This window comes from Clostridiales bacterium (genome assembly GCA_018333995.1).
Classification (GTDB): Bacteria; Actinomycetota; Coriobacteriia; order Anaerosomatales; family SLCP01; genus JAGXSG01.
Genome location: JAGXSG010000022.1, coordinates 50,352 through 63,137, shown reverse-complemented (window position 1 = coordinate 63,137; position 12,786 = coordinate 50,352). Strand labels below are relative to the sequence as shown.

Genomic DNA, 12,786 nt, shown 5'->3' with positions numbered 1-12,786 from the left:
CTCACTCCTCGCCTTCAGCGCGTGCGGGATCGGTTGGATCAAGGTCACCGGCGTCTTCGCTGTCTTCAGGCTCAGCGTTTCGAAGTGAGGGCGGCACATCTTTGAGCGCCTCGGCGAGACGCATGCTTCCATCTATCGTGGAATCCACGAAAAACCGCAACTCCGGTGTGAGCCGCATCGGAACTCGCCTGCCAAGCAGCGAGCGGATGCGCCCTTTTGCCGACTCGAGGCCGTCGAGCATCTCGCGGTACCGGTCCTCGTCACCGTGGGCGGTCACATAGACGTTTGCTATTGACAGGTCCGACGAGACCTCTGCCGAGGTCACCGTGACAAGGTCGAGTCGCGGATCGGCTACCTCGGTCAGCACGATACTGGCAATGGCTTCACGGACCGCTTCGTTGACCTTGCGGGTCCTGGGTGTCTGTTTCATGGCAACCATCCGATTCTACGATTCGCGAGCGACCTCGATGATCTTGTATGCCTCGACGATGTCGCCTTCTTTGACGTCTTGGAATCCTTCGACGGAAACTCCGCATTCGTATCCGGAGCGCACCGACTTCACATCTTCTTTGAAGCGTCGCAGTGAGCGCAGCTTGCCCTCGTAGACAACTGTGCCGTCTCTGACCACACGCACGAGATCGTCCCTGCTGATCTCGCCTTCCAAGACGTAGGAGCCGGCGATAACGCCAACCTTTGGAACACGGAAGAGCTCGCGGACCTCGACCCGTGCGGTCTCCTCCTCGTGGAACTCAGGCGCGAGCATCCCGATGCGAGCGGCGTTGATCTCTTCGATCGCCTGGTAGATGACACGGTAGAGGCGGATATCTACATGTTCATTCTCGGCGGTTGCCTTTGCCTTAGGCTCGGGACGCACATTGAAGCCGATTATGATCGCGTCGGAGGCATCGGCTAACATGACGTCGGTCTCGGTGATCGCGCCGACCGCCGAATGGATGACGTTGATGCGGACCTCACTCTGGTCCATCTTCTCAAGCGCGTCTTTGAGCGCCTCAATCGATCCTTGGACGTCAGCTTTCACGACGAGGTTGAGATCTCTCAGTCCGCCTTGTCGTATCCGTGCGAACAGGTCGTCGAGTGAAACGTGCACCTTCTTCTCCTGCGCCAGCAGGCGCTGCTTGAGCGAGCGCTCCTCGGCAAGATCCCGGGCATCCCGTTCGTCTGCGAAGATGCGGAACTCATCGCCTGCCGAGGGGACACTCCCAAGTCCGAGGATCTCGACCGGATCGGCGGGTCCCGCGCTTGCGACGATCTCCCCCAGCGGATTGATGAGCGCACGAACCCGGCCGTAGCTCGTCCCCGCGACGATCGCGTCGCCCACACGAAGAGTGCCGCGCTGTACGAGCACCGTCGCGACCGGACCGCGGCCTCGGTCGAGCTTCGCTTCGATTACAACACCGGAAGCGGGAGCGGTTGGATTGGCCACAAGCTCAAGAATGTCGGCTTGGAGCAATACCATCTCCAGAAGGTCCTCGATGTGAAGTCGCTTCTTTGCTGAGACGTTCACGAATATGTTCGTCCCGCCCCACTCTTCTGGGACGATTTTGTGTTCCGTGAGCATCTGCCGGACGGTCTCAGGGTTTGCTCCGTCCTTGTCGATCTTGTTGACCGCCACAATCATGGGAACACCAGCCGCTTGCGCGTGGTGGATCGCTTCAACGGTTTGGGGCATGACGCCGTCGTCGGCCGCGACAACGAGAATTGCGATGTCCGTTACTTTCGCTCCGCGGGCGCGCATTGCTGTAAACGCCTCGTGGCCAGGGGTATCGATGAACGTGATCTGCCGTTCGTTGCGAAACACGACGCTCGCGCCGATGTGCTGGGTGATGCCGCCCGCCTCGGTCTCCGCGACCCCCGTCTCGCGTATCGCGTCGAGGAGCGATGTCTTGCCGTGGTCGACATGTCCCATGACGGTGACGACTGGCGGACGAGTCTTCAGGTCCTCCTCGGCGTCTTCGAATACGAATCCGACCTCATCTTCCGGGGCGATGATTGTGACGTGGCGCCCAAGATCGTCCGCGATGAGATCAACGATTTCGTTCATCACCGGCTGGTTCACGGTGAGCGGCGCACCGAGCATCATGAGTCGTTTGATGATCTCCGCCGAGGGAACGCCAAACGCGTCGGCGAGTTCGCCTACAGTGACGCCTTCGCTTACGACGACCGGTGATGCGGCTTCTTCGTCGAAAGCGGGCATTGGCTGCGGGACTCTCTCCGGCGCGGCCGCGACCGACTCTTTTGCGCGCTTTTCTTTCTTCTTCTTTCGCTTACCGCCCTCGGCCGCTGCGGCGGCGACAGCCGCTTTCGCCTCTTCGATCACGATGCTCGACGCCGATTGCACACGCTCTGCTTCCCGTGCCATTTGCCGGTAGCGCTCGTCCTCGGCCTTCTCAAGTTGCGCTGCCTCTTGGGCGGCGAGGCGTTCGCTCTCAGCCGCGTCAGCCACGAGGCGTGCTTCTTCAGTCAGCCGAGCGGCCTTTTCAACAATCGCCCTGCGCTGGGACTCCTCGAGAGCGTGGCGAGCGGCTTCCTTCTCCTCAGCCTCACGGCGCGCGTGCTCTTCGGCTTCGCGAGCGGCACGGTCGGCTACTTCGGCCGCACGCCGAGCTTCGTCGGCCTCTCTACGCGCTACATCCTCCGCCTCTATGCGGAGCGCCTCAGCTGCCTCGGCACGTAGCCGTTCTTCTTCGAGCACGGCTTGACGCTCGGCGATGAGCGGTCCGAGATCCTTGCGGATCTTGTCAACATAGGCCTCGACCAAGGTTGACGCATGGTTCTTGGCGGGAATCTTCAATCCTTGGAGATGTTCGAGCAACTCCTTGGAGGTCATGCCGAACTCTTTTGCGAGTTCGTGGACTCTCATGCTGGGCATCGGTTCACCGTCCTTGGGGCGAGGGCTGCTTGGTATCGAGCAGCGCCTCGAACTCTCGTCGCCATCGGTCGATATCGTCGGTAAGCAGTCTCACCCGAAGCGCATGGTCGAAGCGGTTTCGGTTCACTGCGGCATCGAAGCATTCAACGGCAGCGCACACGTACGCTCCCCGTCCGTCAACTTTACCTGTTGGGTCGAGTTCGACGTGGCCGTCTGGTGTGCGGACCACCCGTACAAGTTCACGCTTGGTTGTTGTCGAGCGACAACCGACGCACGTCCGCTTCGGCGTCTTGCGGGAATGGCTCACTCGCTGAGCGCCTCCTTCTCGTGTACGCCGCAGTACCGGGTTCCTGGTCTTGCCTTGTTGCGGCAGCGAAGGCCCGAGGAGGTCACGGCGGCGCAACGGTCATCGTGCGTTTCATCTCCCGGCGTTCCGTGCATGTGGCCAGAACCGATAGGTAGACCTGAAGCGGTCGCTTGCGTAACGCTCTTGATGTCGATGCGCCACCCGGTGAGTTTCGCGGCGAGGCGAGCATTCTGTCCTTCCTTGCCGATAGCAAGGGACAGCTGGTCATCGGGGACGATAACCGTGGCGATGTGGTTGGCTTCGTCAATGAGGACGCGGGAAACCTTCGCGGGCGAGATCGCGTTACCGACGTAGGTCTGGGCGTCCTCCGCCCACGGAATCACGTCGATCCGCTCGCCGCGCAGTTCGCTGACGACCATCCTGACGCGACTGCCTTTGGGTCCCACACATGCGCCAACAGGGTCGAGCCCGCTTTCGCGGCTGGACACCGCGACCTTCGAACGCAGGCCGGGTTCGCGCGAGATGCTCTTGATTTCGACGACGCCATCGTAAATCTCAGGCACCTCCAGCTCGAAGAGCCTGCGAATCAAGCCCGGATGTGTCCGAGAGACTACGATCGACGGTTCCGAGGTCGTCTTGCGAACTTCGGTGATGTAGGCCTTTATGCGCTGGTTGTGATCGTATCGCTCGCTCGGCGGTTGCTCGGACGGTGGAAGCAGTGCCTCCACTCCTTCGCGGAGCTTAATGAGGGTGTAGCGAGAATCCGACTGCTGAACCGTGCCGGTGACACTCTCTCCAACACGGTCGGAGTACTCCTCATAGATGCGCTCTCGCTCCACATCGCGAATCGAGGTCATGATCACGTTCTTCGCGGCTTGGGCGGCTATACGCGAGACGTCTGTAGGGGTGATGTCTCGCTCCTCGAACTCAGGTGACTCCTCTGAGCCTCCTACGGGGACGAGCTCATAGACGTAGATGCGACCGCTCTCCCGGTCGATAGTAACCCGGGCGTCGTTCTCCAGGTCCATGATGCGCCGGTACGTCGCCGCGAGCTGCTGCTCCAGACGGTTGAGCATGTCGTACTCGTCAATGTTCTTCTCACGCGCAAGCTGGCGCAGCGCTTCCATGAGTTCAGAACTCATCTACTCCTCCGTTCCCTTCTGAGAGAAGTCCACACGGCCCTTCAGGCGCGCTTTTACGATGTCGCGGAAGGGGATGTGGACGGTTTCATCTTGCACGTGAAGGAGAATGACGTCATCGCGCACTTCCTCGATGGTTCCTCGAAATGTCGACATACCCCCTGCCTGTCTCGCCTTGATCGTCGCTGCCTCGCCGAGAAACCGGCGGTAGTGATCGAGGGTGGTAAGCGGACGGTCGATGCCCGGTGAGCTCACCTCAAGGGTGTATGAACCGGGTACGAGATCGGCTTCGTCGAGGGCGGTTGAGATCCAGCGGTTCGCCTCCACGATCGCATCGATTCCGATCCCGCCTTCGCGGTCGAGGAAGACGCGCACGACAGGTGAGTGTACCGCGCCACCGGTCTCGATCGCGGCGAGTTCGAACCCTTCGCGCACGGCCGCAGGCGCGAGTAGCGCTTCGATGCGTTCGCGCAGTAGCTGTTCCACGACCGGCCTCCCTCCAGAACAAAAGAAGCGGACGGTTCGCCCACTTCTCGCTAGAACGACAGATTCACGTGCGACGTGGAGTTTACCACAGCGGATTCGGTGTCTACCACAGCGGACTTAAGACGATCGAACGCAGATGTTACTCCGTAAGCCCCTTGTCCGAGAGGTGCTGCCGGTACTCGGCGAGAATGCTATCCAACTCAGCGTGGGACGTGGCGGCGTTGACACGCTCGCGCACACGCGTCGCACCAGGGAGTCCGGTCATGTACCAACCCGCATGCTTGCGCATCCTCACAAACGCCCGTTCCCCGCCAAACGCGACAAGGGCCGCGCCATGTTCACGTGCCATGTCGATGCGCATGAACGCACTGGGCGGCGGCGGTTCCGTTCCGGTGTCAAGCAGGAAGCGCGCACGCTCGAATATCCACGGATCGCCCTGGGCGCCACGTGCCACCATCACCGCGTGAACGCCCGCCAACTCGAACATCCGTGCGATGTCGCCCGCCGAGAGAACATCACCGCTGCCGATCACCGGGATATCGACCGCGTCGCGTACCCGCGAGATCACGGTCCAATCGGCCGCACCTCGGTAGAACTGGTCGCGAGTCCGGCCGTGTACGGTTATGAGCGAGGCACCGGCTCGTGTCATCAGACGCGCGAACTCGACGGCGTTGACTGAATCGCTAGCCCATCCAGCCCGACATTTCACGGAGACGGGCACGCCACACCTCTCGGCCACTCGTGAGACGATGCGAGCGGCTAGGTCTGGCGTGCGCATGAGGGCCGCCCCCTCGCCCTTGCCGGTGATCTTGCTCACAGGGCATCCCATGTTGATGTCGATGAGCGCAACAGATGAGGACAGGCGTTCGACAACGCGCTGCGCCTGGGCGGCCATGACTTCAGGGTCGGAGCCAAAGAGCTGAACAGCGCACGGGGCTTCTTCCGGGGCCACAGTGAGCAGTGCGGCGGAGACTCGCGAAGCCGGGTTGAAGTGGAGTCCTGCCGCGCTGACCATTTCGGTGTATGTGAGAGCGGCACCGAGGCGCTTGCATATTGCGCGAAAGGGCGCTTCTGTGATCCCGGCCATCGGTCCGAGAACGACGCTTCGCGGCGGCAACAGGGCGTGGATGCTGCTTCCTGGTCTATTCATACCGCCGATAATACAGGCCGATTCAAGTGGTGGGACCAGCGTTCCGAAACATCATGTAGAGAACAACCGACGTGCGAGAGGGTCACGAATGAGTTCGGCGCAACTTCGCAGTCTGGTACAGCTTGTTGGCGTGACATGCGTTGCGTACGCCCTCTATAGCGTGTGGCTGTCCTTTGGGAATCTCGACGAATCAATCTGGGTTGGCGCGCTTGCACGGCAGCCCTTCACGTGGGTCGGGCTTGCGCTGATGGCGGGACCGTACGTCGTTGCGGCCCTCGTGTATCTCCGCGGTCGCAGCCAGGCTCGCTCGGGTGTCTTGGCGTATGCGAGCGCCGGTCCGTCCGAGCGCACATTCCTGTGCCGCAGTTGTCGCGCGCCCGTGGTAGCGTCGGCGAAGGTGTGCCGCGCGTGCGGAGAGTTTCAGGCGTAGCCCGGCTCAAATTGCACACGTGCCTCACACTGCGCAAAGCGACGCGAGGGCGTCGCGTACCATGGCCGCGGCGTGCGAAGCGGCCGCTTCGATGGGTACCTCCTCGCGCGTGCCTGTCGCGCGGTCCTTCACTTCGACAACCCCCGCCGCGACACCCTTTTTGCCAACGACGATCTGGATTGGATAGCCGATGAGGTCGGTGTCGGCGAACTTGACGCCGGGCCGCTCATCGCGGTCGTCGATGATGACTTCGATTCCGGCGTCCGCGAGATCGTTCCAGATACTCTCGGCGACCGGATAGACGGTGGCCTCTCCCACCGACAGAGGGACTACCGCGACGTGCAGTGGTGCTACGCTCATCGGCCATACGATGCCGTGGTCGTCGTGGTGCTGCTCGATGACCGCGGCGAGCGAGCGCGTTATGCCAACTCCGTAACATCCCATGACAAAGGGACACTCCGAGCCGTCGTCACCGGTGAAGGTGGCACCCATCGCCTCGGAGTACTTCGTGCCGAGCTGGAACACCTGCGAGACCTCGATCCCGCGCGCGCCCTCGAGCACTCCCCCGCACTCGGGGCAACCATCGCCGGGGCGGGCCACCACCAGGTCGGCCCAGACGTCGATCTGAAAGTCGCGGCCAGGCATCGCGCCGAAGAAGTGGTAGTCGTTTTCGTTAGCGCCGATCCCCCACGCAACCTCACCTTCAAGCGACCGGTCCGCCACCAGAAGGGTGGTTTCCGCCGGTTTCACCGGGCCAAGTGAGCCCCGGGGAAGCCCGTACGCCGCGAAGTCCTCCTCGGCAAGAAGGGTGACACCGGGAACCGCCCGCTGGGCCTTTATGGGATTGAGTTCGCGGTCTCCAGGCACGCAAAAATAGACAAGACTTCCATCGGCGGTCTTCCCCGCCATTGTCTTTACGGTGTCGTGCGCGGAAATGTTGAAGGCTTGGGCGAGGTCAGCGATCGTTCGGAGGTCAGGAGTGTGCACCTTTTCCATCGGGCGAGGCGCAGTCACCAAGGAAGCTCTTGGCACGACGCTTTCAGCCGCATCCACGTTGGCGGCCCAGCCGCACGCGCAGTACACGAGCTCAGCCTCGCCAGACTCGGCAAGCGCCATGAATTCGGTCGTCACGGTGCCGCCAATCTGACCGGACTCCGCATTGACGGGACGCCACTTCAGGCCGAGGCGGTCACAGATGCGCCCGTATGCGCGCGCTTGTTCGTCGTAGTGCTCCTGGAGCGATTCGTAGGATGTGTGGAACGAGTACGCGTCTTTCATTATGAATTCGCGGCCCCGAAGCAGGCCGAAGCGCGGCCGCATCTCATCGCGGAACTTCATGTTGATCTGGTAGAGCGAAAGCGGAAGCTCGCGGTACGAACGGACGTCGTTTCGCACGAGCGCCGTGATGATCTCCTCGTGAGTGGGGCCGAGACAGAACTCTCTTCCTGCCCGGTCAGTGAGGCGCGCCAGCTCAGGGCCGTACTCCGACCAGCGGCCCGACTCATGCCATAGCTCGGCAGGCTGCACGATGGGAAGCAGGAGTTCCTGGCTCCCGATCGCGTCCATCTCCTCACGAACGATCTGCTCGACTTTGCGCACGCATCGGTAGCCCAGTGGCAGAAACGAGTAGATTCCCGCCGCCGCCTTACGGATGAGTCCCGCGCGCAGCATGAGGCGGTGGGATGCGATTTCCGCCTCGGTGGGCACCTCCTTCAGGGTGGGTGCGTATACTGCGCTGGCGCGAAGGGCGACTCGGCTGTGTGACACGGTCAGCTGACCTCCAGTTTGTGCGGACAGGCGCTCAGGTTTACCGGCCGAGTGGCCCTGGGCACCTTCAACCGGGGTGATACTTGAGCGTCGTGGGGGATTCTACCGGATACCGGCTACTTCGTGGTGCCGCCGAGTCGGTCGACTTCTTCCATGAGGGCCGAGACGATCTCTGACTCGGGAACCTTGCGTAAAGGCTTGCCCTTGGCGAAGATCAGGCCGACTCCCTGGCCTGCGGCAACCCCGATGTCGGCTTCTCTGGCCTCCCCAGGGCCGTTTACGGCGCACCCCATGACCGCGACCTTGAGAGAGCTCTCCCGTGTCTTAAGGCGCCTCTCGATCTCCTCAGCGATTGGGATCAGGTCGATCTGGCACCGCGCGCACGTGGGGCAGCTCACCAGTTCAGGTGTTCGCCTCCTGAGATCAAGCGCTGAGAGTATCTCCCACGCGACGAGGATCTCGTCGACCGGATCGGCCGTAAGCGAGACTCGAATGGTGTCACCGATGCCCTCGGCAAGCAGAATGCCCACCCCTACCGCCGACTTCACAGTGCCAGACAGTGACGTGCCGGCTTCGGTGACCCCGACGTGCAGTGGATACGCGACGAGCTTGGAGAGCGCTCGGTACGCCGCCACCGTCGAGGTGACACTTGAGGCTTTGGCTGAAAGCACGATATTGGTGAAGCCGCGTGACTCGAAGTGCTCGGTGAACGCGACCACGCTCGCAACAAGCTTATCGGCGAGCGGCCAGTCACGGTCTGCGTACTCATCGGCGAGAGAACCAGCGTTGACGCCGATGCGGATCGGGATGCCCGCCTCGCCCGCGGCTTCGATGACGGCGTCGACGCGGCCCATGGAGCCGATGTTGCCGGGATTGATGCGGAGCGCGGAGGCGCCTGTGCGAGCGGCTTCGATCGCGAGCTGGTGGTCGAAGTGTATATCGGCGACAACTGGCATTGGCGACGACGCGCAAATAGCGCTGAAACCCTCGAGTGCGTCCGAACGAGGTATGGCGACACGCACGATCTCGCATCCGGCGGCTTCAAGGGCACCGATTTGAGCGAGGGTTGCCGCGGGATCGGTGGTGTCGGTCGTGGTCATCGATTGAACGGCGATCGGTGCGCCGCCTCCGATGGTGACGTTTCCAACGACGACAGGCTTAGTCTCAACCCGCAAAACCACGTGTCAGCCTCCTCACGGCGTAACGAAATACCTCATGACGTCAGCGTACATGAGCACACCGATCAGGCTGAAAAGCAGTAGCGCCCCAGTGATGCTCACTCCGACTGCCAGACGCCGCCCAAGCGGCCGTCCCGTAATTCGCTCGATCACTTCGATAAGAATGCGGCCTCCGTCGAGAGGGGGAATCGGCAAGATGTTCATGACTCCGAGGGAAAGCGAGAGGAGCGCGACGATCCACGCGTAGTTGAGCGGACCGGTCCGTGCCGCTTCGGCGACTTCAACGGTGATCCCCACGACACTGCGGGCACCCTCGGCGGCCTCGGCAAACGTTGCGGGGTTGAAGAACCTTCCGATGGCCTGGAAGACCAAGCCGGTCATCTTGACACCCTCGACGAAGGCGTCCGGCACGCTTAAGGTGATGTGTTCGACATCCGCGACGATACCGAGTTGGGGACGGCCTTCGGGGGTCTGGCCGAGAACCACGCCGGTTTCGCCGATATCACCTTCACGTCGATAGTCGAGTCGAAGCGTCTCGCCGGGTTTGGCTGCTCCCACCACGGTGATGAGCTCCATCCAGTCATCGATGGGCTCGTCATCGATCGCGACGATCGTGTCGCCAGCCTGAAGGCCCGCAGCCTGTGCCCCTGACCCTTCACTCACGTCGTAGAGTGTGAGTGATTGCGTGTAGTATCCCCACACCGAAAGCACGACTGTAAACACGAGAATCGCAGCTACGAGGTTTACGAGCACGCCAGCGGATAGCACCACGAGCCGTTTCCACGTGGACAGGGCCCGGTAGGTGACCGACCGGGCAGCGTCGAGTAGCAGGGCCGGATCGTCGTCGTAGGTGGCGCTGATGGTGGAGACATACGAGATGTCATCATCGTCTGCCGGCGTGAGCACTCCCCAGTCCGCGAGGGTGACAAGAAGTGAGCTAGCGCGATTCGTGTCGACACCGATCGCTCCAGCAAGTCTGCTTGCGTCTATCCGGCCCTCGACAGCGGCCGCTTGAAGCGCACGCGCGAGGAGCGGATCTTCCGGACCTGGTTCCATCCCCGCGATACGCACGTACCCGCCCAGAGGGATCGCGGTCACGCCAAATGCGGTTCCTGACTTGGTGTTGATGCGGATCGCTGGTCCGGGCAGACCCACCATGAACTCGTGCACCTTCACGCGAAACGCCCGCGCGGCAATGTAGTGGCCACCTTCGTGGAGGATCACAAGGATCGAGAAGGTCAAGACGCCCCAGAGAATGGTGGTGAGTGCTTCAGGCATACGCGGTGCTCCTCGGTGTCTTAAGGGTCGAGCGGTGTCTGTCGGGCATTCTCGCTCATCGGTTCATCTCCGTGTGACATGCGGTGCAAACGCTGCGCCATCATTGGAAAGCGATTTCTCGCTCGCGGCGTCTTGCGACACGTGAGCGGAATCGTTTCGAGACGCGCGTTCCGTGCTCAAAGCCGTAACACGTCTGCCGCTCGTGTCCTGGCCCACGCGTCGACCGCTTCGATGTGTTCGAGCGAATCGATCGTTTCTGCGTTGTGCGCCTCCATCACACGTTCCACCGCGGCTTCGATGGCGGTGAATCCGCATGCTCCGCCAAGAAACGCCGCTACCGCGACTTCGTTGGCTGCGTTGAGAACCGCCGGCATCGTGCCGCCTGCGCGTCCCGCTTCGAAAGCGAGCGCTAGGCACCGGAATGTCTCGATGTCCGGAGGCTCAAAATCGAGTGATCCCGCACGTGCGAAGTCGACGGGTTCTACCGGTGCGTGCCATCTGCGCGGGTGTGAAAGAGCGTACTGTATCGGGATGCGCATATCCGTTGCACCGAGGTGCGCCTTCACCGAACCGTCGGCGTACTCAACCATCGAATGAATGCAAGACTGCGGATGAACCACAATCCGGATGCGGTCATAGTCGACGGCGAACAAGTGGTGGGCCTCGATCGCCTCGAGTCCCTTGTTCATGAGCGTGGCCGAGTCTATGGAGATTTTTCGCCCCATGCGCCAGGTGGGATGCGCCAGCGCATCCTCGGCAGTGACGTTGATGAGTTGCTCGCGGGTACGGCCGCGAAACGGTCCACCGCTCGCCGTGAGCCAAAGGGCCGTCACGTCACGTGCGTCTTCGCCAGTAAGGCACTGGAAAATGGCCGAGTGTTCCGAGTCGACAGGGATAACGCGTCCGGGACGAGCTAACCGCATCACAAGGTCGCCACCCGCGACTAAAGACTCCTTGTTCGCGAGTCCAAGCGTGGCGCCCGATTCGAGCGAATTCACCGTAGCGCGCAGACCGACCGCCCCCACAAGTGCGTTCACCACGACATCGGCATCGGACGCCACAGCGATGTGGGCTACCGCCGGTGCGCCTGAGGCGACTGTCACGTCCAGGCCGCTCGTCAGCTGTGCCGCACGGTCCGCCGCGCGCTCATCGGCAAGGGCGATGCGCTTGACGCCGTGAGCCACCGCTTGTTCAACGATAAGCTTCGCCGAGGAGTGCGCGGCGAGTGCGACGACCTCGACACGGTCTGCATGTGCGGCTGCCACCTCGAGAGTCTGGCGTCCGATAGATCCGGTTGATCCGAGTACCGCAAGACGGATGCGTCCCATCACTTGGCACCCGCGAACAGAAGCGCGTAGTAGGCAACGAAGGAAACCGCCACAAGGCTGTCGATGCGGTCAAGAAAGCCACCGTGTCCGGGAAGAGCGTTGCCGGAGTCTTTCACCCCTGCTTCACGCTTGATACGGGACTCGAATAGGTCTCCGCCAGTGGCTACTAATGCGATGAGGAGGCCCATGGCCACACTCCACGCGGCGTCAAGCCCGGTATCGGCGAACGAAGCGGCAGCCACCCACACGGCTATCGTCGCGCACGTTCCGGCCACAAAACCTTCCCATGACTTGTTTGGGGAGATGCTGGGGGCGAGTTTGTGCCGGCCAAAAACCGAGCCGACGACGAAGGCGAACACGTCGTTGGCCCAGACGCTGATGAGAACGGTGAGTGATAGAGCCAGTCCGTCTTCGAGTGCGCGAATCATCGGGAAGTGAGCGATGGACAACCCCAGATAGACGATCGCGAACAGGCTTGCGGACGATTCGCTAAGCGGGATCGTTTGCACTAAATGCCGAATCGCAATCGACGTCAATGCCAAGACTGCAATCACGGACAAGGCGGAAGATCCCCAGAGGGTGACGGCGATCGGTGTTATCGCGCAGAAGGCCACGGCAAGGAAATCACTCCCCAAACCGACGCGGCGGTCATGGATGATGCGGGTAAGCTCGAGCGCGGCGCCACCAGCCAACAACGCGCAAAGCACGGCTACCGCAAACGGGCCGCCCCAGATGATCGCGGCGCAAAAGACGGCGGCGTAGGCGATCGCGGTAGTGAGTCTAGTGGGCAGGCTTGACAGCCCCAAAGCGGGGCGAGAGGTCGCATCGGCCAC

12 protein-coding genes are annotated in these 12,786 nt (G+C 62.0%); 1 reads left to right on the top strand and 11 read right to left on the bottom strand.

What is annotated here, in order from left to right:
* Position 1: 1 nt before the first annotated feature.
* From rbfA to dusB, 6 genes are all read right to left on the bottom strand, one after another.
* Positions 2 to 430: a 30S ribosome-binding factor RbfA gene (rbfA, locus tag KGZ40_06570; GenBank protein MBS3957174.1), complete on the bottom strand. Its 429-nt coding sequence runs from the start codon at positions 428 to 430 to the stop codon at positions 2 to 4.
* A 15-nt stretch (positions 431 to 445) separates the two neighbouring features.
* A complete protein-coding gene (infB, locus tag KGZ40_06565) occupies positions 446 to 2,890 on the bottom strand; it encodes a translation initiation factor IF-2 (protein ID MBS3957173.1) in 2,445 nt (814 codons plus the stop codon).
* A gap of 4 nt (positions 2,891 to 2,894) precedes the next feature.
* Positions 2,895 to 3,197, bottom strand: a complete 303-nt coding sequence (locus KGZ40_06560; GenBank protein ID MBS3957172.1) for a YlxR family protein — start codon at positions 3,195 to 3,197, stop codon at positions 2,895 to 2,897.
* A complete protein-coding gene (gene nusA / locus KGZ40_06555; protein ID MBS3957171.1) occupies positions 3,194 to 4,339 on the bottom strand; it encodes a transcription termination/antitermination protein NusA in 1,146 nt (381 codons plus the stop codon). Before nusA ends, KGZ40_06560 begins: the two co-directional genes overlap by 4 nt.
* Positions 4,340 to 4,822, bottom strand: coding sequence for a ribosome maturation factor RimP (locus tag KGZ40_06550; GenBank protein MBS3957170.1), 483 nt, complete (start codon positions 4,820 to 4,822; stop codon positions 4,340 to 4,342).
* Positions 4,823 to 4,961: 139 nt separating this feature from the next.
* A complete protein-coding gene (gene dusB, locus KGZ40_06545; GenBank protein MBS3957169.1) occupies positions 4,962 to 5,972 on the bottom strand; it encodes a tRNA dihydrouridine synthase DusB in 1,011 nt (336 codons plus the stop codon).
* 88 nt (positions 5,973 to 6,060) lie between these two features.
* On the opposite strand from dusB, the gene KGZ40_06540 reads away from it, so the two are divergent.
* On the top strand, positions 6,061 to 6,402 hold the full coding sequence (locus tag KGZ40_06540) for a hypothetical protein (protein ID MBS3957168.1): 342 nt from the start codon (positions 6,061 to 6,063) through the stop codon (positions 6,400 to 6,402).
* Between the two features lie 24 nt (positions 6,403 to 6,426).
* Here the strand turns inward: KGZ40_06540 and KGZ40_06535 are convergent, their stop codons facing one another.
* From KGZ40_06535 to KGZ40_06515, 5 genes are all read right to left on the bottom strand, one after another.
* Complete coding sequence (locus KGZ40_06535; protein MBS3957167.1) at positions 6,427 to 8,169, bottom strand: proline--tRNA ligase; 1,743 nt, start codon at positions 8,167 to 8,169, stop codon at positions 6,427 to 6,429.
* A gap of 116 nt (positions 8,170 to 8,285) precedes the next feature.
* Positions 8,286 to 9,350 carry a flavodoxin-dependent (E)-4-hydroxy-3-methylbut-2-enyl-diphosphate synthase gene (ispG, locus tag KGZ40_06530; protein MBS3957166.1) on the bottom strand — a complete coding sequence of 355 codons (1,065 nt, stop codon included), beginning with the start codon at positions 9,348 to 9,350 and terminating at the stop codon, positions 8,286 to 8,288.
* A 12-nt stretch (positions 9,351 to 9,362) separates the two neighbouring features.
* Positions 9,363 to 10,625, bottom strand: a complete 1,263-nt coding sequence (locus tag KGZ40_06525; GenBank protein MBS3957165.1) for a site-2 protease family protein — start codon at positions 10,623 to 10,625, stop codon at positions 9,363 to 9,365.
* A gap of 176 nt (positions 10,626 to 10,801) precedes the next feature.
* Positions 10,802 to 11,953: a 1-deoxy-D-xylulose-5-phosphate reductoisomerase gene (gene dxr / locus KGZ40_06520; protein MBS3957164.1), complete on the bottom strand. Its 1,152-nt coding sequence runs from the start codon at positions 11,951 to 11,953 to the stop codon at positions 10,802 to 10,804.
* Positions 11,953 to 12,786 carry a phosphatidate cytidylyltransferase gene (locus tag KGZ40_06515; GenBank protein MBS3957163.1) on the bottom strand — a complete coding sequence of 278 codons (834 nt, stop codon included), beginning with the start codon at positions 12,784 to 12,786 and terminating at the stop codon, positions 11,953 to 11,955. The genes dxr and KGZ40_06515 overlap by 1 nt, the downstream gene beginning before the upstream one ends.